An 18,922-nucleotide genomic window follows, 5' to 3' on the forward strand; every position below is an offset into this window, starting at 1 on the left:
CCACTAACTATGATTTTTGTGCTGTTAGATATGCAAGCAGGTGATCTTGAATAAAGTCAAGGTCAACATCCGTGAACCCCAAAACCTTTCGCTGTTCATAACGCACATCAGGGGCACTACGTTCCGCCCGATCCTTCAACCCATATTGGTGAACCCTGGCAATACGGGCAACGCGTCCGGTGAAGCCCACCGACACGGTATTGCTATCCCCACGGACCTTCAGATACGACGCGGTACGCAGCTTCTTGAACATCACCAGCTTCCGCTTGACCCGCCCTTGCTTCCCCCTCAGGTTCCGCTGCTTACGCGGCGCAAACCTGCTCCCGTCCGGGTTCTCCTGGGCCATCACTCGCTTCTGCTGACTACGGCGCAGCTCCTGCCCAATGCTTCGGGTAAGTTTGCTGCGCTCCCCCGGTTCCAGCCGTTCCAGCAGCACCGACGCCCAGGTCTCCAGCGCTTCCAGGTTATTCGCCATCAGGCACCCGCCATTCGCTGGTGTTGCCCTGGGCCCCCGGCTTCCAGTTTGGATCGAGGTAGCCCACCACGTACTGCGGTTCGTTCGGGTGCTTCACGGTGGTGTTGCCCTGGGCATCCTTGCCTACGATGACTTTCTCTGTCAGCGGCAAGGTAATGCTGAGGTCCACTTTTTCCTTGTCGAGGATGTCGGCTTCGAACTGGATGCCATTTTTGACCTTGTCCAGGCTCTCCAGCAGCTCGGACTGGTTGACGCTGAGCCAAGCCAGGATGGGCAGGAACACGCTGTCAGGGTGGCCGGCGAATGCGGTGAGGATGATCTGCAGATCGAAGCTGTATTCAAACGACAGCGTATGTGCGGCGGTGCAACGGACCTTGCCGTTGTCGATGAATATCAACAGGCGGTCGGGGTCGTGCTTCAACTCGGCGACGGTGGCCAAGAGGTGGGCGCGCAGGCTTTCGTGCTTGTTCATGGGTTCGCCTGTTGGTGTTTGTAGACCATATCGACCTGGGCGGCGCACTCGGCCCAGGCGGCTTCGGCGCGGTCCTGGTCGGTGAGTTGGTCGCCGTTATTGAGCGGGCTGGTCGCCGGCAGCACGCACGGCGTCACGGCCGGACAGCCAGTCACGATAAGCGGCGGCGCCGGTGAGGGCGGGGCGCTCGCGCAGCCGGCGAGCAGCGTCAGGCAAAGGCTGATCAGCCCATTTGCGAAGTTCGTCGTTTTCAAGTTTCAGCTCCTTTATGGTTCGCTCGCGCTTCGCCAGGCCCAAGCGCAGTTGGTCCTGCTGGCTGCGCAGGAGGCTCTGTGCATCGCGTTCCTGTTTAAGGGTGGAGGTGAGGGTTTTGGCGGTTTCAAGGTTGCGGTCGGCGTCGTCACGGGCGGTCTTGGCCGCAGCCTTTGCCAGCTCGGTTTTGCCTTCGGCGACGTTGATGCGCGCTTCCTGGCCCCAGATCAACAGCGCCAGGGCGCCGAGCAGGGCAATGCCGTACAGGGCCTGGCGCAGGGCGCTCATTTCAGGAACTCGCCAATAAAAGACAGCCGGAACTGCTCGTCGGTGTGGAAGGCACGTCCGTCGGTAAACCAGCTGTCCGGCCGCAATCCGAAGAACAAAAAATGCCGCTCAAACCGGTTGCCGTTGGCCTCTATCAGCTCAAGCAGCAAATCATTTTCAGGGCTGTCGACCCCAAGTTCTCTAAAGCGCTTTGCGGTTGTCGCGTAGTAGGCGCCGTCGCGTAGTTTGGTTGATTTGAGAAAATCAAATTCGTCGTAGATCCAAACAGCGTCCGACAAGTCGGTACCACGGGGAGGGGCTTGACCATCAGACAAGACAATGACCCCCGGCATCTGCGGTGGGAATGGCATTGCCTTAGCCATAGGGGTGACGAAGATCACCGTCCTTCCCTCGCTTTTCAGCTGATTTGCGAAGCCAATCAAACGGGCGGTCTTGCCGCTCATGCGTGGCGAAATTTCGAGGTAAGCGATTTTTGGTTTCATGCGCGGTACCAGCCGAGTTTGTTCATGCCAGCGGTGTCGAGTTGCTTGATCGGCCCGCGCACGACCACCGCCCGGGCGCCGTTCATGATCTGGATGGACTCGGCCAACAGCTGCATATCGTCATGCCCTGTCGATTCCGGCACCACCAGCACATCGCCGTCCTGTACCCGCAGCTTTTCCAATGCGTCGAAGTCGATCATGCCGCCACCCCTTGCCCGCACTCGCAGCCCGCGTGCCGCTCGTAGGCGCGCTGGAGCTTGGTGTCGTACAGATTGCGAAGGTAATCCGGCCCGTTGTAGAGCTTGGCGAACTCGGCCCATTTGCGCGCCTTCAGCGCCTTGTGCAGCGCCGGGTCGGTTTCAATGAAGCGCGTGAAGGCATCGAACTGCTGCGATTCGCCGGCACTCATCGCCGCGACAAAGTCCTGCACGCTGGCATAGCCGAGGCGCTGCCAGTGAAAGCCCATGATCTGGAAGGCGCCCCAGGAAGCGGACTCCAGCGCGGCGGTGTCGTCGATCAGGCGGGCCATGGCCAGGCGCTGGTGTTCGGCGGTACCGCCGCTGTACCCGCCGGACTTCGGGTTGACCAGGGCAGGGCTGGCGACCGCGAGTTGGTCGGCGTGACGTTTGAGTTCGGCCGGGTCGTCGCCTGGGTGGCGGGCCTTGGCGAGCTGGCGGTACATGACGTGCCGTTCGAACAGGATCACCGGCTTGCCGTTGTCGAGAAAGCCCTTGCCCTTGGATTCCACCTCGTTGACCGCGTAGATACTCGCCAGTGGCACGCCAAGGCGATCGGCAGCGGTCACCAGATCGGCGTTGCGCAGGAACAGGGCGCAGTCGCCACCGGCAAGGCTGGCTTGGGTCTTGGTGCCGGCGACACCATCAGCGACCAGGCCGACTTTGAGCTGGTAGGCACGCACGGCGGCTTCGGTGGCGTCGCCGTAGTCACCGTCCGGCGTCAGTTTGGCACCTTGTTTGACGAGGTTTTTTTGCAGGATCAGTACCGCTTGCGAGCGGTCGCCGTGGCGAAGGGTGGTGGTCATGCGCTGGGCCTCAACAGGGCGGCGACGTTGCCGCGTGAACGGAAAATCAGGGTGCAGAGCAGCACGATGGACACGGCTTGCCAGAGGCTGGTGGGCTGGCGATTCAGCAGGATCTCCAGGCCGCAGATGCACAGCGCCGAGCCAAACAGGCTCGCCAGCAGCGAGATGCTGCGCCGATACCGCGCATCGCCTCGGGTGTAGCAGGCCAGGCGCAAGGCGCTCAGCAGGTAGGCGACGGCCGTGATGAGTTGAACAGCCAGTTCGATGTTCGGCATATCAGGTGCCCCCTCGGATGCGCCGCCAGATGTCCCAGATGTCCGCTTTTTCCACCCACACCATCAGCTTGATGCTGATCGGGATGACCACCAGGGCACAGAGAAACGCGCTGCCGCCGCTGGTGATGAACGGGATTGCTTGCAAGGCCATGGGCGCGAACAAGTAGCCCACCCCAGCCGACAGAAACAGCGAGCCCAGGCGTTGCCAGACCTTCAGGTCGCGCTTAAGGCTGGTCACCAGCCATGCGCCGAGGACGGCGCCGAACAGCGCCCCGTCGTCGATGACGGGCGTTACGGTGGACAGGCCCAAACCAATGAGCAGCCCAGTCACAACGCTGGAAGTCGGATCAGCCATGGTGGGGTTTTCCTTGGATGCAGAGGGTCAGTTCCATAGCTGCACCATCTGCCGCTGGGGCGCGGTGGTTTGGGCTTCGGGCATGTTGACGACAAGGCCTTGCGGCAGGATGGGGCCGTGGTCGGCCAGGCCGGGGTTGGCCTCAAGCACGGCCTCGGTAACACCGGCGGTGCGGCCGTAGAACCGCCAGCAGAGGGCGTCAACGGTGTCGTTTTGGTTGGTGCGAACGGCGACGGGCATCAGATCAGCTCCACGGTGGTGCGGCTGATTCCGAGGAAGTCACGGACAGCCCAGCGAAGATCTCGGCGGTAGTCGTCGATGGTTGGGGCGGTTTCTTCGGCTTTGTCGCTGCCGGTGTTGGTCGCGCTGTAGTCGCGGTACCGCTCACAGACTTCGGCGCCGGTACCGGCCTCGATCGCGCGACGGTAGAGGTGGGCCTGGACCGACACGTCGTTGATTTTGTCGTCGGGGACGTCGGCCAACGTGGTGTAGCCGGCGGCCTGGTGCTTGGCCTTCCACATCCTCAGTTCGCGGTTGAGGTTGATGGCGGCAGCGATCACGGCAGTCTCCAGGCGAGCCGGGGTGACGCTGGCGTCGATGCGCAGGGTGGCGCGCAAGTTGTCCAGGTCGATCGAGGGCCAAAACGGGTCGGTGTTGATGTGACCGCCGGTGACTGGGCCGCTGGCTACAAATGCGCTCACAGGGAAGGGCCTCGGAGATCCACGCGGGATATTGCGCGGCGGATCTGCTGTCGGGTGAATTCGGGGTGCTGCGTACAGAGGTAGTCCATTGCCCGCATGGCGTTGCGATTCACAAGGCTGTGTTCGCGTGGGGTGGCCGGCATGATGGACCCGTGCTTGATGGGGCCAGTGCAGACGGTGCGGTCATAAGCCTCTGTTTCGGCGACGTACTGTTCAGCAGCAGCTGACAGGCGCCGTTCGGATTCCGTGGGAGTGAAATCAGTCTGAAAGAGGTTGGCAAAGGCGGTGTTCATGACTGCTCCGATAGATCGCCGGTGGTCGGGGCTTCACGTTCAGGAGGAGCGGCCTGGCCGATCCGCCCCGAGCCGGCGGGGTGCGTGGGGACGCTCGGTTAGCTGCTGGGAGCAGCGTATTTTTTGAGGAGGCGTTCAACGCGCTCCAGATCCTTTTTGCCGCCGCAGTTGGTGTGCAGCTCAATGGCGCGAGCCAGGTAGTTCTTGGCAGATTCCAGGTAGCCGATGGCGATCACCTTGGTTTCCGGGGTTTCATCGTCGGAAACCTTCTCGGCGCACGCTTTGCCTAACGCCAGGTGCAGCTTGGCTTTGGCCTGGTCGGGCATGTCCTCTTGCCCCGCGATCTGCTCGGTGCGTAGCAGCAGATCCAGATCAAAAGAGCCTCCCGCCTTCTGAGTCTTCAGGGCCATTTCGGAAATTTCTTCCGCGACGATGGTGCCCGTGGTGCGTTCGAAGCGATCAGCCATCAGCAGAGAGTGATTGATCACGTATTGCGCAATGTCCAGGGCGCCGGAAAAGTCGCCGGCATCCATTCGCCACACCATCAGAGTGGTGAGTACTTGGTCTTGCGCGCCTTTGCCTTCGGCAAGGACACCTGCCACGTACGGCACATATTCAGGCAGCAATTGCCGTTTTAGCTCTGCCTTCCCTTCGATCGACTGCACCTGTTTCAGGCGCAGGTAGTCCTGCTGTAGCTTCGCGAGGTGCAGCTCGTAAATAGATGCGCCTTCCATGGTCATGGCAGGACCAGCCACAGCAGCCGCTGCGATGGCTGCTGTGACGCGTTGGAAGTGATGGCGGCAAGGGTTGGTCATGATCGCCTGCCTCAGCTCAGGGTGATGTTTTCGGCCATGGCAGCGCAGCCCAGGTCTTCAATCACGTAGCTTTCGTTGACCGATTCGAAGTTCTCGATGCGGTCGCGTTTGGCGTTGTCCACGACGGTGCGGCGGCGGGTGCCTTCCTGCCAGTAGAGCGACAGGTTGTCGAGGCGGGTCACCAACAGGCCGTTCGGTGGGAAGTGCGGCACGCGCACGGCTGGCAAGTTGCCGATGCGCTTCTGGCTGGTGACGATGTCGGCCGCGAGCATCTCGGTCGGGGCTTGGGTTTTGTTGATGATCGGGAAGTACTTGTCGGCCAGCAGTTGGCGGCCGCAGATCACCACCAGATCGGTGTCTTCCTGATACCAGGGCTCGATGAACTCGTTGACCATGCTGACGACCAGGGCGTCGATGTTTTCGAAGTCCTTGCCTGTGCCGATCTCGATTTTTCCGCTACCGCCGACCACTTCGTGCAACACGCGGGCGGCGTTTTCCAGGCGCATTTTCTGCAACCAGCCAATGTTCACGTCTTGCAACATTGGGTTGGTGGCTGGGTTGGAGGTCTCCGCGCGACTGATGCCGTTCCAGCCGATCATGATGCGGTTGAGGGCCTGGGCTTTAATGATTGCGTCGCGAATGCGGGCTTGGAAGTCCTTGAACTTGGCCCACTGGTCGAGCTTTTGGTAACGGATGCCAGTGTCGAAGTTGGTCTGGGTGCAGAGATACTTACGGCTATCCAGACCGCTCGGGTCGCGGGGCTCGCGGTCCTTTTGGGTCGTGTCGGTTGTGCTGGCAATAGTGCCGTCGATACCGATGCCGATTTTTTCACCCGACTGCTCCGAAACGCCAAACACGTTGATAGCGCTGAGGAACTCGCTGGATTCCTGAATCCGGGTTTCCAGTGTCTGTGCGACGCTTGGGGCAGCGGTGAACTTGGTGGTGACGTCGCTCACGCCGTGCAGTTGCGCGAGTTGTTGCAGGTAGGCGTTGTACAGGACGCGGGTATCGTTACGCATGGTGTTCTCCGATGTTCCTTGGCTGGGTGTTGTCCGTGGTGTGGATCAGCAGTCGGTGACGAGTGCGCCGTCACCGCCCGTAGCCGGCGGGCGAACGGAGTACTGCGGTTTCTGTCCGGTGGTGTCCGGGGTTTTTTCGAGTTTGGCGACCAGCGCCGTGAAGTCGGCGGACAGCTTGTCGTGGGCTGTCTGGAGCTTTTCACGAGCAGATTTTTCCGCCGTGAATGCTTCGCCCTGGTTGGCGACGTGCTCGGCCATGGCTTCAACGGCCTCACCGAGTTCAGTGAAAAGAGTGGCGTCCTTGCCTTCCTTGTCCTTGCTCTTGCCGAGTAGTTCGAGAACGCGGTTGAACAGGCCTACGACCTTGCCGTTTTCGTCCTCAACTTCTTCGAATTCCAGTTCGATCTCGACCGCCTCGGAAAACAGGTTGCCAGGGTCGCGCTTGCGGGTTGCAAGCGGGTTCATGGTCGGGTTCTGGGCGCTGAAGGTCAGCATTTCGGTACCCAGGCTTGCGGGAGTGTCAGTGACCGCGATGCCGTCCAGGTAAGCGCGCCCGGTGTCGGCGAACTTTGGGCGAATCTCGATGCTGGTGAACAGCTTCTGCCGCGCCTTGTTCATGGTGATCAGGTCGGCGGTGGGTTCGATTTGGGCAAACAGGGCGAGCTTTTTGGCGCCGGCAATCTCGACTTCCTCAGTCTTCAGCGCGACCACATCGCCGTAAGCACGGAACGGGCTGTCGGGCAGCATGCTGCGCATATGCTCGATCCAGACCCTGGCGCCGTAAGTGTTGGGGCTGTAGGTCTCGGCGGCATCGACCAACCATTGGCGTTCGATCTGGCGGCCATCAGTGGTGGCGCCTTCGACGGCGACGCGGAAGAACTTGGAGCGATGTTTCTTGGTTGGGGTGTCGGTTTTGCCGGCCATGCGTGAATCCTCAGTGCGGTGGCTGTGTGCCTTGGCGATGAGCGCATGTTGTTGAGCGCGAGCGCGACGGGCAACGAGGCGCAGTTGTAGGCCGCAGGACTACAAGGACCGGCGCGGGAACTGTACGCGCGCGGGCGGCAGCATCTGCGCCATGAATGCCATCGTCGATTTGCCCACTGATCACCGCCGCCATGCCAAGCACCTCTACTGGCAGGGCTATCGCGTGTGCGAGATCGCCGAGCTGATCGGGGAGAAGGAAAAAACCCTGCACAGCTGGAAGGCCCGCGACGAATGGGACCGGGCGACACCCCTGGAGCGCATCCAGGCAGCGACGGAAGCGCGCCTGGTGCAACTGATCCTCAAGGACCCGAAGTCAGGATCGGACTACAAGGAAATTGACCTGCTGCACCGCCAATTGGAGCGGCAGGCCCGCATTCAGCGCTTCAACGATGGCGGTACCGAAACCGAGTTGAACCCGAACCTGGCCAAACGCAACGAGGGGCCGAAGAAGGCACCGAAGCGCAACGAGTTCGACGAAGAGCACATCGAAAAGCTGACAGAAGCGTTCATTGACGGCTGTTTCGGCTATCAGCTGGATTGGTACAAGGCGGGCAATCAGCGGACCCGTGCAATCCTCAAGTCACGGCAGATCGGCGCGACGTACTATTTCGCCCGTGAAGCGCTGATCGATGCGCTGACTACCGGTCGCAATCAGATCTTCCTATCTGCCTCGAAAAACCAGGCGCACATCTTCAAGGCCTACATCCAAGCCTTTGCCCGCGAGGTGGTCGGTGTCGAGCTGACAGGCGACCCGATCATTCTGGGCAATGGCGCAGAGCTGCACTTCCTCGGCACCAACGCCCGCACGGCTCAGGGCTACCACGGCAATTTCTACTTCGACGAATTCTTCTGGACGTTCAAGTTCAAGGAACTCAACAAGGTCGCCAGCGGCATGGCGATGCAGAAGCAATATCGGCGCACCTACTTCTCGACGCCTTCCAGCATGGCGCACGAAGCCTATACGTTCTGGACCGGTGAACGGTTCAACAAGGGCAAACCGGCGGCACAACGGGTCAAGATCGACGTCTCCCACAACGCCCTGCAACAGGGGCGGCTTTGCGAGGACCGGGTCTGGCGGCAGATCGTCACCATCCTGGACGCGGAAGACCGTGGCTGCGACCTGTTCGACCTTGACGAGCTGCGCCAGGAATACGATGCCGAGGCCTTCCAGAACCTACTGATGTGCCAGTTCATCGACGACGGGGCGAGTATTTTCCCGCTGGCGATGTTGCAGCCCTGCATGGTGGACAGTTGGGATCTGTGGGCCCAGGACTACAAACCGTTTGCTGCGCGGCCGTTTGGGGATCGTCAGGTCTGGGTGGGTTACGACCCTGCCGAGAGTGGCGACAGCGCCGGCCTGGTGGTGATCGCACCGCCGATGGTGCCGGGTGGCAAGTTCCGGGTGCTGGAGAAACACCAGTTCCGGGGCATGGACTTTGCGGCCCAGGCTGAGGCGATCCGCCAGGTCACGAAGCGTTATTGGGTTACTTACATCGGTATCGACATCACTGGCATGGGCTCAGGCGTGGCCCAGCTGGTGAAGCAATTCTTCCCGAACATCACCGCGTTCAGCTATTCGCCCGAAGTCAAAACCCGCCTGGTGCTGAAGGCCTACGACGTCATTAAAAACGGACGGTTGGAGTTCGATGCTGGCTGGACCGACCTGGCCCAGTCCCTGATGGCGATCCGCAAAACAATCACCGCCTCCGGGCGCCAGTTTACTTACACGGCCGGTCGCACTGACGAAACCGGCCATGCCGATTTGGCGTGGGCAACGTTCCACGCACTGCACAACGAACCCCTCGAAGGGCAGACCACGGCGAACACCGGATTTATGGAGTCCTACTGATGAGCAGACGTAAGCGCGGAACCCAGCTGGCCACCGCTCAGCCACCCATTGAAGGGGACTTGCTACCGCCTGAATCCGGGCCGGTTGAGGCGTTCACTTTCGGTGATCCAACACCGGTACTGGATAGTCGGGAAATTCTCGACTATCTGGAGTGCTGGGCCAACGGGCGTTGGTTCGAAACTCCGATGTCCATGGATGGCCTGGCGAAGACGACGCGGGCCAGCGTGTACCTTCAGTCTGGGCTGAACTTCAAGCGCAACATGCTCGCCCGCACGTTCGTGCCCCACCGGCTGTTGAGCCGCCAGGCCTTCGAACAGTTCGCCCTGGACTGGCTCTGGTGTGGCAACTGCTACCTCGAAAAGCGCAACAACATGCTCCGCAACACTATGGGCTTGCTGCCGCCACTGGCGAAGTACATGCGCCGGGGCGTGGACATGGAGACCTATTTCCAAGTGCGAGGGTGGAAGGATGAGCACGAGTTTGCACCTGGCTCGATCTGCCACTTGCGCGAGGCTGATATCAATCAGGAGATCTACGGCCTGCCGGAGTGGTTGGCGGCGTTGCAAAGTGCGCTGCTCAACGAGAGCGCCACGCTGTTCCGGCGCAAGTACTACAACAACGGCAGCCACGCGGGTTTCATCCTGTACATGACCGACGCGGCGCAGAAGGAAGAGGACATCGACTCGCTGCGCACCGCCCTGAAGAACTCCAAAGGGCCTGGCAACTTCCGCAACTTATTTGTGTACGCCCCGGCTGGTAAGAAGGACGGCATTCAGCTCATCCCGGTGAGCGAGGTTGCGGCCAAGGATGAATTCAGCTCGATCAAGAACATCAGCCGCGACGATCTGCTTGCGGCGTTGCGCATTCCGCCGCAGTTGATGGGCATCGTGCCGCAGAACGCAGGCGGGTTTGGTTCGTTGCGGGAGGCTGCTGAGGTTTGGGCGGTCAACGAACTGGAACCGCTGCAGGCGAGGCTGGCCCAGGTAAACGAGTGGCTAGGTGAAGAGGTCGTCAGCTTCAAGGAATTTGAGCTTCCAACCGGGGGGAAGTAGTACCCCCGCGCAGTAAACGAGGCGACGAACCGGTGCGTCAACACCGGTTCGACGCTGAAACACTCGAACCAGCCGAGTGCTCCAACCAAGGCCTCGCCCCACTGCGCAGGGGGTGCGAAGCCTAAGCGAATCCAATTGTCGAAACAAGGATCACTTATGAGCACACCGATAATCCCGTGGATGGGCGGCAAGCGTCGCCTGGCAGATCGCCTTATTCCGCTGTTCCCGCCACATGAATGTTACGTCGAGGTCTTTGCCGGCGGCGCCGCGCTTTACTTCATGCGGCCCCAGGCCGCGCCGGTTGAAGTCCTTAACGACATCAATGGCGACTTGGTGACGTTGTACCGCGTGGTGCAGAACCACCTTGAAGAGTTCGTGCGCCAGTTCAAGTGGGCACTCAGCTCCCGCCAGGTGTTCGAATGGCAGAAGATGACCAGGCCGGAAACGCTCACCGACATCCAACGGGCTGCGCGGTTTTTCTACCTGCAGCACCATGCATTCGCGGGGAAAGTCAGTGGGCAGACCTTTGGCACGGCCACCACCGGGCCGGCGATAAACCTGCTGAGGATCGAGGAGAACTTATCCGCTGCATGGCAGCGCCTCTCCGGGACCTATGTTGAGAACCTGGGCTGGTTGGAATGTGCCGAGCGCTACGACCGGCCACACACCTTCCACTACATGGACCCGCCTTACTGGCAGACCGCCGGCTACGGGGTGGATTTTCCCTTTGAAAACTACGAGCGGATGGCCGAGTTCATGCGGCGCTGCAAGGGGAAGGTGATGGTCAGCATCAACGACCACCCTGATATTCGGCGTGTGTTTGATGGGTTTCACTTTGAAACGGTGGACATCCGCTACAGCACGGCGAACCAACGGCAGGGGAAAAGCGAGGTTAGCGGTGAGCTGGTGATTATGAATTGGGAGCCAGCAGTATTGGGGGGGCTTTTCTAGGGCACTCGCTCGATCAAGCTGGCGTCCTTGTTTCTCACGTTGCCCACGGCGGTGCTGACCTTGAACCATTCAAAGGCCTCGGCCGGCTCGCCCTGGTGCAACACCATCTGCTCGGCACGCTCTTTTGGCGTTGCCGGGTCCAGCCATTCGCGGGCTAGGCTCGGCGTTAGTACCACGGGCCTACGGTCGTGAATGTCCACCATGCCGCCGGCACTGTCGGCGGTGATGATCACGAAGCCGTCATGCTCGCCTTGGCCTTCATTCGCGTCTGGAAACTGGCCGATGGCCGCGCAAAAGATCGGCGCACCGTCCCGCCTGCGGATCAGGTAGGGCTGTTTCTTCGGTCCACCTTCATCCACCCACTCAAACCAATTGTCGATAGGCGTGATCGCACGGTACGGCCAGATCGCTCGGAAGAATGGGCCGTGGGCTACCTTCTCGGCGCGTGCGTTGATCGGTGCGGCGCGGTCTTTCGCCCAATGCGGTCGCCATCCCCAGCGAACTGGATCAGCGTGCAGCAGTTCACATTGCAGGTGCAGCAATGCCACCTGGGTCGTCGGAGCAACGTTGTACCGTTCGATCGGTTGGTCACCCACTGAGTTTGCCAGGGCGTTGGGCATGCTCAGCGCCGCAACGAAGTCGTGGATTCCCCTGTACTGCGACAGCCTTCCGCACATAGCCAATCCCTCCTTCCGTTTGATCTTAGACAATCGTGGTCGGTCGAGGTCTCATCTCGTTGACGATTCGCTTCAGGCCTTCGACTTCACGCTGACTTGCGCTCAATGACATCGTCAGCGTGTCGATCTGCTTTCGCATCTCAGCCGCTTCGCCGCCTCTCTGACGGAGGTATCCGGCGAACTCGGCGTTCTTCGCCTGGGTAGTCAGCAGCATCTGACTGATTCCGAAAACATCCTCCCGCGCTTTGCGCAGTTGCACGTTCAGGTCCTGGATCTCGTTCTCCAGGAGGCGGCAGTGCTGTCGGTACATTTGCAATGGGGTAGGGAGGCCAAGCCAGCCGAGGGTGTCTTCATCGTTATTCATGGGGGCGAATCCAATACTGTATGTGCGTACAGTAATCGAGGTTTGCCCATGACGCGATTTGAGGCGACGAACTGTAGGAGGGAGGGGGGCTTTGGGTCAGAAAAAGTCAGCTGGGATAGATGAAAGTTTGCCCTTCAGCAGCATGAAAAAGCCCAGTCCAACATAGCATTTGCAGGGTGTCACGGCAAGCCAAAGCGGCCGCGCGGGCCAATAAGCACGGGGCTTCGGGGGCAGCGCTGGCGGAACCCAGAGAGCTGCCGGTAGCGTGGGGAGTTGGCGTGCCACACTCAGGGCCACAGGCGTGCCACACCGGGACAGTGGCGTGCTTCACCACCCGGCGCGCGCCGTCGTCCCCCCACCTCGCCTGCGGGCTAAATGGGTCGTTTTTTCTGCGCGCCTGCGGACCATTCACAGCGGCCCAGGCTGGGGCTTTGCTCGGCGTTGTGGGGAGGTTAAAAGCCTGCGGAACCCTGCGAAGGTGGGCAGTTTTCTCAAAAGCTCACAAACGCTCATGAGCAGCCAAATCCAGTTGGTGCCTCGGGAAAAGGGTTAGGTTTTTTTTGAGTGGGGTGTGTTCGGCTGGAGGCCCCGTATTTGCTGGACTAGAGACCTAACTTCGATGGGTTAGGTTGGGTTAGGTTAAAAGTTAGGAGTCTGTAACTGTCTGTTTTTAAAGGAATAAAAATATTGAATATTTAACATCAATAAAGGTTAGGTAATTACCATCGCTAACCAAAAGCTAACTTCACCAAATCTTCGCAAACCCGCATCAGACAAGGCTTTCACAGCATCCAGCAAAAAACTAACCCTCCTAACCTGTTTCCCATGGGTCAACATGAAAATCCTGAATGTACCTAGGCCGGGGGATGAACTGACGCCGCATGCATGATTGCGCACTGCTCATCCGTCTCACTTTCGCGCGCGCTAAAGCTATAAATGCAGTCAGTTGTCGAGCTTGCTGGGATTGGAGCGACAGGCACTATCGATCAGCATTGCAGCGCGACACGGCGCATAACAGCCCTGACGGTGTTGGTTTCCGCAGTGCCAAAAAAAAGGCCCCACACCTGGCTTAGATGCGGGGGCCTTTTGAACATGCGCGGCGTTATTGGTAACGAAATTACTCCCGGCTGGCCTTTCCGATCAGCTTGATCAGCGTAGCCTTTTTGGTCTCCGACTTTTCATAGCGAGCCAGCTCAACCAGATACTCCTGCGCTGCATCGCCCCCGGCCTCGGCGAGTGCCGCATAGATCGCACTGCGTTGGCGGTCGGTCGTCGCGCGCTCGGCGCATTCAATCAAATACGCCACACCTACGTTGCCTTCATTTGCCATGCTGACTCCTCGTGTTGCGGGAAATGACCTGCAAAAGCAAGCCCCGGTAAACGAAGGATAAGCGTAAAGCTACTAGGCAGATAGGAGGGTGGAACTATCGCTTGTGATATGCACCGTGGTACGAAAGTGGTACAGGTTTTTTTGAGTGGGGTCGGAGGGGGCGGATTATAAGGTCTGTAGGTTTAGTCGTTCCAATCCATCATCGGCGCGACGCTGAAGCGGCGAGAGGGCTCGGAGTGGGAAAGGTTAGCGTTTGCTGGGGATTCGGCTTTTTCGGAGTTCATTAATACTGATCTTTTATACGGCGGTTTTTACCCGTGTTCCCTTGTTTTCTGAAGTCGGTAGCTACGTAGTAGCGATCGACATTCGGCAATGTAGCAACTGGAAATGGGCACGATCACAGCACGTAAGCGCAAGGACAACTCGACAGCCTACGCGGCGCAGATACGGATCAATCGGGATGGCAAGACAGTTTATCAGGAAAGCCGAGCCTTCGATTGTAAGCCGGTCGCCCAGGCCAGGGCTAAGCGACGGGAGACCGAGCTGGCTCAGCCAGGTGAGTTGGGCCATGCAGCGCTGAACAGCCAGAGTTGGTGGAGTACGCGCAGCCCACGCCTTTCCAGCCGAATATCTATCTGGGTATTTGGAAGAGGTTTTGGCTGATTGCCTGGTGCGGTGACGTCGAGGTTTGCCAGCTACAATAAAACGTTGCCGAGTGGAATGCTCGGGCGGACATAATCAATGTGTTGTGAGGCGCTAGACTATTTTATGAATTCGCCGGTCAATAACCAGAATTTGACTTCTGTCAGCCACCATGTGAGCCAGGCTGAGCGTGCCCATTACATGGGGCATCCCGGCGCTGTACTTTGGTTCACTGGGCTCTCCGCCTCTGGCAAGTCGAGTCTGGCGATGGCGTTGGAGGCTCACCTGTTGAGGTCGGGTTACGCGTGCTACACCCTTGACGGGGATAATGTCCGCAAGGGGCTTAACGCCAATTTGGGCTTTTCAGAAGACGATAGAACAGAAAATATTCGCCGGGTAAGTGAAGTGGCGGCCCTGTTCGCCGATGCGGGCATGATTTGCATCACGGCGTTTATTTCACCCTATCGTGAGGGGAGGGCGCGTGCGCGTGCCGTCGCCTGCAACACTTCGTTTCATGAGATCTACATAGCGGCAGACTTGGCAACCTGTGAGATGCGTGACCCCAAGGGTCTATACCGCAAGGCCAGGGCCAAAGAGCTTCGCGATTTTACCGGTATAGACGCGCCTTACGAGCCGCCGCTGGCCCCTGATCTGATCATCGACACCGCTGGCCAGACGTTTGAGCACAGCTTGGGTCGACTGATTGAATATGTGGAAGAACATATCCTGCCTGGAACCGACAAGTAATCAGCCGCTTCACGCACAGGACAAACTGAGTTCAATGAGTGTTACTGCCCCGTCATCAGAAGAACAGCCGACGTGTATTGAACCCGATGTTTTTAAACGATGCCTAAAAGCCTGAAGTGTCCGTGGATATCGCCGACTATAAAGTCTCGACCCGTTTTGTTGGGATTAAACGATTGGACTTGGTACATGCTGAGTGATTTTATGAGTTGATATTCAGGTCTGAGACTATCGCTTGGCCGGGATTTTGATAAAAAGTCCTGGGGGCAACATACCCTATAAGGCCGCTGTAAACCCCATGCTTGCGGCGCTGCCGTCACTGAATCCGTACCCTGCTGCCGGATGGCATTCAGGATTTGGCCTCACCCTGTAGTCACCGTGCCCTTATGAAAAATCTCCCGTCTGGCTCGGCGGCTTATATTTTCATACTTGCTTGCTGCATAGATGCTGTCGAATCGACGACGATCGATATCGCCATATTTGCTCAACTCGTCCATGACGAGTTGGTCGTATTCCTGTTCGATCACAAAGCGGAAGACTTCCCGGCGATAATAGAACCCGAATTGAAACGCTAATACTTCGGCCAAGTAGTCCGTCGGAGTGAGGAAGCAGTTTTCCAGATCAATTGCCTTTGCGGGGCGTGCGTCGTCAAAATTGATCATCACGTTGTTTGCCCAGAAGTCCATATGCACGATGCCTTTTTCGTGCAGGGCGCGAAGCAGGTCGAATGACCGCGTGATCAGGCTGCGGATGTCGCGGCTCTGGTTTAGCCACTCGAGACCATTGAGATGGTCATCGAGCATTTCGGTGAAGATAAAAAACTCCTGGATCAAGCCAATCGCCGATTTCCTGTAGCCAAAGCCCAGCAAGTTGGCGACGGGGGCCCCGCGTTTCTGTGCGCCGTAGGTGTTGATGACTTCTTCGACCGGCCAATCGAACGCGCCGTCGCGCTTGGCACGTCCGAGGGTCACTCTCAATTTTGGCTTGAGGCTGTCGAGGGGTTGAAACTTGGCAAAAAGGTCGCTTTCCATGCCTTGAAGCGGGGCGCTGATGCGGTGCGGTAGCTGGTGTCGGCTGTCGATCAGACTCTGGATCGCCAACTCGACACTGCTATCTGTTTCTTGTGTCAGAAAAATCCTGGCGTTGCGGTGGTCGAGTGTTGCTGGAAAGCTCCGAAGCACACCTGGGTCGGGGAAAATCAAAACACGTCCTTGTCATGGAGGAAATATGACGGGAATGTTACACGTGAGGTGCTATTGGATCCAACCTGAACCTAACCTGTCTGATAAATAAATAACTATCCGCAGCTGGGCTTTATTCCATTGACAGGTGCGTCTCGATCGTTTAATTGCCTCCGCGCATCCGCCGGGCTACCAGGTAAAGCCCCAGTCCAATCAAGGCGGTCGCTGCGCCAATGTAGCCGGTGCTGGTCCACCCCAGGCCTGCAGTGATCGCGATCCCGCCAAACCATGGTCCCAACGCATTGGCCAAGTTGAATGCCGCGTGGTTGGACGCCGCCGCCAGGCTTGGTGCTTCGTGGGCAATGTCCATCAGGCGGATCTGCAGCGGTGCTGCCAGTGACACCATGGTGCCGACCAGGCCGATGCCCAGCAACACACCCCAAAGCGATCCGGCAGCGAAAGGGAAGAACACCAGCACGGCCATCGACCACACCAATATCAACCCCACGGCGCGGAACTGCATACGATCGAACAGCTTTCCGCCGGCAATATTGCCGATGATGCCGCCAACGCCAAATGCGGCCAGGCCGAAGGGGATCCACTGAGGCGCGACCTTGGTCACTTCGAGCATGGTCGGGGCCAGATAGCTGAAGACACAGAACATGCCGGCAAAACCGATGGCGCCAATCGACAGGGCCATCCACACCTGGGGTTTGGTGAAAGCGCGCAGTTCCTTGCGTGGGTCGCTGCGCGGTTCGTCATGACGCTCGGGGACGAAGCGCCAGACCAGGGCGATGGTGCAGAGGGCGATCAGGCTCACCAGCGCAAACGCCGAACGCCATCCCAGATGCTGCCCCAGGAAAGTCGCGATTGGATTGCCCAGTAGCATGGCCAGAGTCAAGCCCATCATTACGCGCGCGACTGCACCGGCGCGCTTGTCCGAGGGCACCATGCTGGACGCTACTACGGCGGCAATCCCAAAGTAAGCACCGTGGGGCAGGCCGCTGACAAAGCGGAACGCCACCAGGGAGCTGAACGTCGGGGTGAAGGCGGTCGCCAGGTTGCCCAAGGCATAAAGGCCCATCAGCAATAGCAGCATATGTTTGCGCAATAGCCTGGCGCCAAGGATTGCCAGCAGCGGGGCGCCGACCATTACGCCCAGGGCATACGCGCTGATCGCATGGCCCACCTGGGGTTCGCTCAGGTGCAGGTTGCTGGCGATGTCGGGCATCAAGCCCATGATCGCAAATTCGCCGGTACCAATCGCGAAGCTGCCGACGGCCATCGCCGCTTCCATTTTGGCGGCGCTGCGCGCGGGCAGTACGTGCCCAGGTGTTTGTTGGGTGGACATGGGATGCTCTGTTCTCAAGGGGCGCAAGGTAAGCCGGTGATGCTAAAGAACGTCAAGGGAGGCGTCTAGGAAAGGCTTTTCACGCCAGAGCTCAGGGCTTTCAGGTGCTTGGCGTTCAGGTGTGGTTTGGTCCGTAGAATGCGCAGGGTAGAAGAGTCGTTAGTGAGTGGTGGCGCAGGGATTTCATACGATCGCTCGAATCCTCGATGAGTGTTTAATACAAACCGCTGCGAATGCGCTGATTGTTTTTAAATAGTGGTTCTTATGGTCTGTCCAGCATTAATAGTGTTAGTCGCGATTCTTACGCTCATAATGAGATTTGAGCAGGGGTAGTAAGGCCAATAAACACCCCACTAATAGTCCCAGGAAAATACCCGCCACCAAATACGGTGTTATGGCTTTTGCGTTTTTTATTTTGACTTTACCCAGGGTGTTGAATGCCCTGAGGCTGTGATCAACCGTCAGGGACGGTAGGCTGAGGGCAAGGGCCTGTGTGTTGGCGGTATCCAATATCGATTTCAGTTTCGATATAGCCAGTTCTTTTGAGTTTGCCTTGAACGACGCCAAATGGACGTAGGGTTGGGGTGTGCCCACGATGTCAACCTTGTTGGCTGTCATGATGCCCATGGCGATGTAGTACACATCGTCCTGGATCGAGCTGTAGAGCTTGATTTCTATCGGTTGTGTCGTCGAGACGGGCACTGTTTCGGTGCTGCGCACTTCTCTGTACATACTCAACAACGAGCCTTTGGTGATATAGCTGCTGGCAACCCATTTAGGGGGTGAAAAGTAAAACGCAGCCAACGCAATCACTACTCCAATCACGACGGCTATAATTATTTTTATTTTATTTTTCCATAAGGCATGGATGAACGGCAGGAGATCTATTTCATCATCGTTGTATTGATTATTCGGCTTCGTCATGCTTCTCACGAGAGATCCTTTTTAATACGTTTCGATGATTGTAGATTAGTTAAATGCATTTGCTGTTACAGCGTTACCGGACAATGACAATATCGATTGTGGCGGGAGGCGAAAGGTTCCGATCTGCTCCGGTCTGGCGTTTCCTCCGGTAGCCCGCCGATGTCGGGATTCGACCGCTGAGTCCACATCAGACGCCCCATCCTCCTCGGGCATGATATTCTGCGCGCCATCTTGGTCTGAGCTTTCCTCGGCACGTACACCCGAATACGTGCCGGCGGATGACTGTCGCCGAGGTAGCTGAAGCCAATAATGATAAGAAGTCAGCGCAGAAGGGACATAAAAGTGAGGTCGATACGTCGGCCTTGTGTGCCCACCCTGCGGTCCTGAAGTGAATGTGCAAACCC

Annotated in this window: 24 protein-coding genes and 3 pseudogenes; 5 read left to right on the forward strand and 22 right to left on the reverse strand. The window is 58.5% G+C overall.

The features are described 5' to 3' along the window. Positions 1–7: 7 nt before the first annotated feature. The 15 genes and pseudogenes from OPU96_RS13665 to OPU96_RS13735 all read right to left on the reverse strand — a co-directional run bounded on the left by OPU96_RS13665 (position 8) and on the right by OPU96_RS13735 (position 7,393). Entirely contained in the window at positions 8–475 is a 468-nt protein-coding gene (locus tag OPU96_RS13665; protein WP_498559220.1) for a phage virion morphogenesis protein, read from the reverse strand. Beyond that, complete coding sequence (locus tag OPU96_RS13670) at positions 465–947, reverse strand: phage tail protein (protein WP_498559221.1); 483 nt, start codon at positions 945–947, stop codon at positions 465–467. The genes OPU96_RS13665 and OPU96_RS13670 overlap by 11 nt, the downstream gene beginning before the upstream one ends. Further along, positions 944–1,129 (reverse strand): annotated as a pseudogene (gene lysC, locus OPU96_RS13675) (Rz1-like lysis system protein LysC); the annotation flags it as partial. The pseudogene lysC and the gene OPU96_RS13670, both read right to left, overlap by 4 nt. Then, entirely contained in the window at positions 1,044–1,487 is a 444-nt protein-coding gene (gene lysB / locus OPU96_RS13680; RefSeq protein ID WP_498559222.1) for an Rz-like lysis system protein LysB, read from the reverse strand. The pseudogene lysC and the gene lysB, both read right to left, overlap by 86 nt. After that, positions 1,484–1,969: a hypothetical protein gene (locus OPU96_RS13685; RefSeq protein ID WP_498559223.1), complete on the reverse strand. Its 486-nt coding sequence runs from the start codon at positions 1,967–1,969 to the stop codon at positions 1,484–1,486. Before OPU96_RS13685 ends, lysB begins: the two co-directional genes overlap by 4 nt. After that, positions 1,966–2,169, reverse strand: a complete 204-nt coding sequence (locus OPU96_RS13690; RefSeq protein ID WP_498559224.1) for a hypothetical protein — start codon at positions 2,167–2,169, stop codon at positions 1,966–1,968. The genes OPU96_RS13685 and OPU96_RS13690 overlap by 4 nt, the downstream gene beginning before the upstream one ends. Then, complete coding sequence (locus OPU96_RS13695) at positions 2,166–3,011, reverse strand: N-acetylmuramidase domain-containing protein (RefSeq protein ID WP_498559225.1); 846 nt, start codon at positions 3,009–3,011, stop codon at positions 2,166–2,168. The genes OPU96_RS13690 and OPU96_RS13695 overlap by 4 nt, the downstream gene beginning before the upstream one ends. Further along, entirely contained in the window at positions 3,008–3,286 is a 279-nt protein-coding gene (locus OPU96_RS13700; RefSeq protein ID WP_498559226.1) for a phage holin family protein, read from the reverse strand. Before OPU96_RS13700 ends, OPU96_RS13695 begins: the two co-directional genes overlap by 4 nt. 1 nt (position 3,287) lies before the next feature. Then, positions 3,288–3,641, reverse strand: a complete 354-nt coding sequence (locus OPU96_RS13705) for a putative holin (RefSeq protein ID WP_498559227.1) — start codon at positions 3,639–3,641, stop codon at positions 3,288–3,290. Between the two features lie 27 nt (positions 3,642–3,668). Further along, complete coding sequence (locus OPU96_RS13710; RefSeq protein WP_065945722.1) at positions 3,669–3,881, reverse strand: tail protein X; 213 nt, start codon at positions 3,879–3,881, stop codon at positions 3,669–3,671. Further along, a complete protein-coding gene (locus tag OPU96_RS13715; RefSeq protein ID WP_498559228.1) occupies positions 3,881–4,342 on the reverse strand; it encodes a head completion/stabilization protein in 462 nt (153 codons plus the stop codon). The genes OPU96_RS13710 and OPU96_RS13715 overlap by 1 nt, the downstream gene beginning before the upstream one ends. Continuing rightward, positions 4,339–4,635 carry a hypothetical protein gene (locus OPU96_RS13720; protein WP_498559229.1) on the reverse strand — a complete coding sequence of 99 codons (297 nt, stop codon included), beginning with the start codon at positions 4,633–4,635 and terminating at the stop codon, positions 4,339–4,341. The genes OPU96_RS13715 and OPU96_RS13720 overlap by 4 nt, the downstream gene beginning before the upstream one ends. A 98-nt stretch (positions 4,636–4,733) precedes the next feature. Then, a complete protein-coding gene (gene gpM / locus OPU96_RS13725; RefSeq protein WP_498559230.1) occupies positions 4,734–5,450 on the reverse strand; it encodes a phage terminase small subunit in 717 nt (238 codons plus the stop codon). Between the two features lie 11 nt (positions 5,451–5,461). After that, positions 5,462–6,469, reverse strand: coding sequence for a phage major capsid protein, P2 family (locus tag OPU96_RS13730; protein WP_439856412.1), 1,008 nt, complete (start codon positions 6,467–6,469; stop codon positions 5,462–5,464). Positions 6,470–6,514: 45 nt separating this feature from the next. Next, positions 6,515–7,393 carry a GPO family capsid scaffolding protein gene (locus OPU96_RS13735; RefSeq protein WP_498559231.1) on the reverse strand — a complete coding sequence of 293 codons (879 nt, stop codon included), beginning with the start codon at positions 7,391–7,393 and terminating at the stop codon, positions 6,515–6,517. 151 nt (positions 7,394–7,544) lie between these two features. Between OPU96_RS13735 and OPU96_RS13740 the strand changes: the two genes are divergently transcribed. The 3 genes from OPU96_RS13740 (at position 7,545) to OPU96_RS13750 (ending at position 11,305) form a co-directional block, all read left to right on the forward strand. Beyond that, positions 7,545–9,302 (forward strand): terminase ATPase subunit family protein, encoded by a 1,758-nt coding sequence (locus OPU96_RS13740; protein ID WP_439856410.1) that lies wholly within the window; start codon positions 7,545–7,547, stop codon positions 9,300–9,302. Further along, positions 9,302–10,354 (forward strand): phage portal protein, encoded by a 1,053-nt coding sequence (locus tag OPU96_RS13745; RefSeq protein ID WP_498559232.1) that lies wholly within the window; start codon positions 9,302–9,304, stop codon positions 10,352–10,354. The genes OPU96_RS13740 and OPU96_RS13745 overlap by 1 nt, the downstream gene beginning before the upstream one ends. Positions 10,355–10,510: 156 nt before the next feature. Next, positions 10,511–11,305: a DNA adenine methylase gene (locus OPU96_RS13750; RefSeq protein WP_498559233.1), complete on the forward strand. Its 795-nt coding sequence runs from the start codon at positions 10,511–10,513 to the stop codon at positions 11,303–11,305. Here OPU96_RS13750 and OPU96_RS13755 read toward each other — a convergent pair. From OPU96_RS13755 to OPU96_RS13770, 4 genes and pseudogenes are all read right to left on the reverse strand, one after another. Beyond that, positions 11,302–11,982 (reverse strand): SOS response-associated peptidase, encoded by a 681-nt coding sequence (locus tag OPU96_RS13755; protein WP_498559234.1) that lies wholly within the window; start codon positions 11,980–11,982, stop codon positions 11,302–11,304. The two genes, OPU96_RS13750 and OPU96_RS13755, sit on opposite strands and share 4 nt — an antisense overlap. Before the next feature lie 25 nt (positions 11,983–12,007). After that, on the reverse strand, positions 12,008–12,346 hold the full coding sequence (locus OPU96_RS13760) for a hypothetical protein (RefSeq protein WP_498559235.1): 339 nt from the start codon (positions 12,344–12,346) through the stop codon (positions 12,008–12,010). Between the two features lie 1,117 nt (positions 12,347–13,463). Continuing rightward, on the reverse strand, positions 13,464–13,676 hold the full coding sequence (locus OPU96_RS13765) for a hypothetical protein (protein ID WP_498559236.1): 213 nt from the start codon (positions 13,674–13,676) through the stop codon (positions 13,464–13,466). 185 nt (positions 13,677–13,861) lie between these two features. After that, positions 13,862–13,960 (reverse strand): annotated as a pseudogene (locus tag OPU96_RS13770) (hypothetical protein); the annotation flags it as partial. Between the two features lie 103 nt (positions 13,961–14,063). Between OPU96_RS13770 and OPU96_RS13775 the strand changes: the two are divergent. Beyond that, positions 14,064–14,249 (forward strand): annotated as a pseudogene (locus tag OPU96_RS13775) (hypothetical protein); the annotation flags it as partial. Between the two features lie 195 nt (positions 14,250–14,444). Then, entirely contained in the window at positions 14,445–15,065 is a 621-nt protein-coding gene (gene cysC, locus OPU96_RS13780) for an adenylyl-sulfate kinase (RefSeq protein WP_498559237.1), read from the forward strand. Positions 15,066–15,424: 359 nt separating this feature from the next. Here cysC and OPU96_RS13785 read toward each other — a convergent pair whose 3' ends face one another. From OPU96_RS13785 to OPU96_RS13795, 3 genes are all read right to left on the reverse strand, one after another. After that, positions 15,425–16,264: a protein kinase family protein gene (locus OPU96_RS13785; RefSeq protein WP_192298650.1), complete on the reverse strand. Its 840-nt coding sequence runs from the start codon at positions 16,262–16,264 to the stop codon at positions 15,425–15,427. A 142-nt stretch (positions 16,265–16,406) separates the two neighbouring features. Further along, positions 16,407–17,594, reverse strand: coding sequence for an MFS transporter (locus OPU96_RS13790; protein WP_498559238.1), 1,188 nt, complete (start codon positions 17,592–17,594; stop codon positions 16,407–16,409). A 288-nt stretch (positions 17,595–17,882) separates the two neighbouring features. Beyond that, on the reverse strand, positions 17,883–18,518 hold the full coding sequence (locus OPU96_RS13795) for a Wzz/FepE/Etk N-terminal domain-containing protein (RefSeq protein WP_498559239.1): 636 nt from the start codon (positions 18,516–18,518) through the stop codon (positions 17,883–17,885). Positions 18,519–18,922 lie beyond the last annotated feature (404 nt).

The organism is Pseudomonas sp. RP-B7, assembly GCF_059803535.1.